Origin of the sequence: Sphingopyxis sp. LK2115 (assembly GCF_014595975.1) — a bacterium.
In the GTDB taxonomy this organism is placed as follows: Bacteria; Pseudomonadota; Alphaproteobacteria; order Sphingomonadales; family Sphingomonadaceae; genus Sphingopyxis.
In genome coordinates this window covers 1-2,191 of the sequence record NZ_JABWGQ010000029.1, presented here as the reverse complement: position 1 = coordinate 2,191, position 2,191 = coordinate 1, and the positions used below count along the sequence as shown (strand labels likewise).

General features: G+C 61.5%; 2 protein-coding genes. Both read left to right on the top strand.

Going from position 1 to position 2,191, the window contains the following annotated elements; genetic code table 11:
• A partial coding sequence (locus HUW43_RS04660) for a PHA/PHB synthase family protein (protein WP_188236314.1) occupies window positions 1-1,238 on the top strand: 1,238 nt, incomplete at its 5' end.
• Window positions 1,239-1,360: 122 nt separating this feature from the next.
• Window positions 1,361-2,107, top strand: a complete 747-nt coding sequence (locus HUW43_RS15930) for a phasin family protein (RefSeq protein ID WP_188236315.1) — start codon at window positions 1,361-1,363, stop codon at window positions 2,105-2,107.
• Window positions 2,108-2,191: the final 84 nt, after the last annotated feature.

Genomic DNA, 2,191 nt, shown 5'->3' with positions numbered 1-2,191 from the left:
AAACGCGCGGTGAAAGCCTGCTCAAAGGGTTGGGGCACATGCTTTCCGACTTGTCGCGCGGGCAGCTGTCGCACGTCGATCCCGACGCCTTCGAGGTCGGCGTCAATATCGCGACGACGCCGGGCAAGGTCATCCACGAGACCGACCTGTACCAGCTCATCCAATATGATCCGGCGACAAAGCATGTGTTCGCCGTCCCGCTTGTCATCTTTCCGCCGTGGATCAACCGATTCTATATTCTCGACCTCAATCCGCAGAAAAGCTTTGTCAAATGGGCCACCGAACAGGGGCTGACCGTGTTCATGGTGTCGTGGAAATCGGCCGATGCGACGATGAGCGAGATCGTCTGGGACGATTATGTGACGGCCCAGGTCGATGCGATCGACACGGTGCGCGACCTGCTGGGCGTCCCGCATGTCCACACGATCGGCTATTGCGTGGCGGGCACGACGCTCGCCGCGACGCTGGCGATGCTCGCGGCGCACGGCGAGGCCGACAAGGTGAAATCGGCGACCTTCTTTACCGCGCAGGTGGATTTCGAGCTGGCAGGCGACCTCAAACTGTTCGTCGACGATGCCTATCTGGCGCTGCTTCAGCAATTGTCGGCGCCCGGCTACCTCGACGGACGCTATATGGCGGCCACTTTCAACAGCCTGCGCGGGCGCGACCTTATCTGGAACTATGTCGTCAGCAATTACCTGCTCGGCAACGATTATCCGCCCTTCGACCTGCTTTATTGGAACGGCGACACCACCAACCTGCCGGCGAAGTGGCACCGCCAATATCTGACCGACCTGTATCGCGACAACCGGCTGGTGATCCCGAACAGCCTGTCGGTGTGCGGCACGCCAATCGACCTTCGGAAAATCGCCGTCCCCGCCTATGTCCAGGCTGGTCGCGAAGATCATATCGCGCCAGCGGTCAGCGTGTGGCGGATAATGCACCATCTGTCGGGGCCCAAAACCTTTCTGCTCGCCGGATCGGGACATATCGCCGGTGTCGTCAACCCGCCCGCCGCGGGCAAATATCAATACTGGACCGGCGACAGCGACGCGGCGTCCCTCGACGATTTCGTGGCGCGCGCTACCGAAACCAAGGGCAGCTGGTGGCCGCACTGGATCGACTGGATGGCGGCGCAGGACGACAGCAAGATTCCAGCCAAGGGCGCACGCATTCCCGGCAAGGGGCGCCGCAAGGCGATCGAGGACGCGCCCGGACGCTACGTCAAACTGCGGTAATATCCAGCCGCCAGACTGCTATCGGAACGCGATTCTCGATATTTGTGCGCTGCACAAAAAATAGTCTTGAAATCGCCGATCCGCTCCTATATTGTGCAGTGCAACATAAAGGAGTTGTCCCGATGGCTACCAAGATGGATAGTGCCGAAAAGGCTTTCGAAGCCGCGACGCTGGAAACCGCCGCCAAGCCGGTGGCGACTCCTGCGGCCCCGGAGCCGACCGCTGCGCCGACAACGGCGCCCACCGCGGCGCCAGCCAAGACGAAGCCGGTGAAAGCGAAAGCCAAGCCGGTTGCCAGGAAAGCGGCTGCCTCCAAGGCCGCCGCCAAAAAAGCCGCCCCCGCGAATGCGGCCGTAAAGACAATGGCCCCCAAGGCTGCGCCGAAGCCGGTCGCCGCCACCGTCAGCAAAGGATTGAAGAGCATGAACGACACCGTCAAGAAAATGGCCGAAGACGCCAAGACCCGCGCCGAAGCCCTGACCGCCGATTTCAACGAAAAGGCGAAAGAAGCCATGGCCAAGACCAGCAAGCTCGCCGAAGAAGCCGTCGAGTTCAACAAGGCCAACCTTGAAGCGCTTGTCGAATCGGGCAAGATCGCAGCCAAGGGCATCGAAACGCTGGGCCAGGAAGGCGTTGCCTTCGCTCGCAAGAGCTTTGAAGAGACGACCGCCGCGCTGAAGGGCTATACCGCCGTCAAGTCGCCGGCCGAATTCTTCAAGCTTTATGCCGAAAACAGCAAGAAGGCGTTCGACGCCGCCGTCGCGCAGACCTCGAAGACCAGCGAACTCGTCGTCAAGCTGACGAACGACAGCTTCGCCCCGATCTCGAACCGCGTTTCGGTTATCACTTCGAAGATGAAGGCCGCCTGAGCGCTTTCACCTTCCTCTCGTCGGCGCGGACACCTTCCCCCTCCCCCCGGTCTGCGCCGACACCCCAAGGCCGCCCGCTTCCTG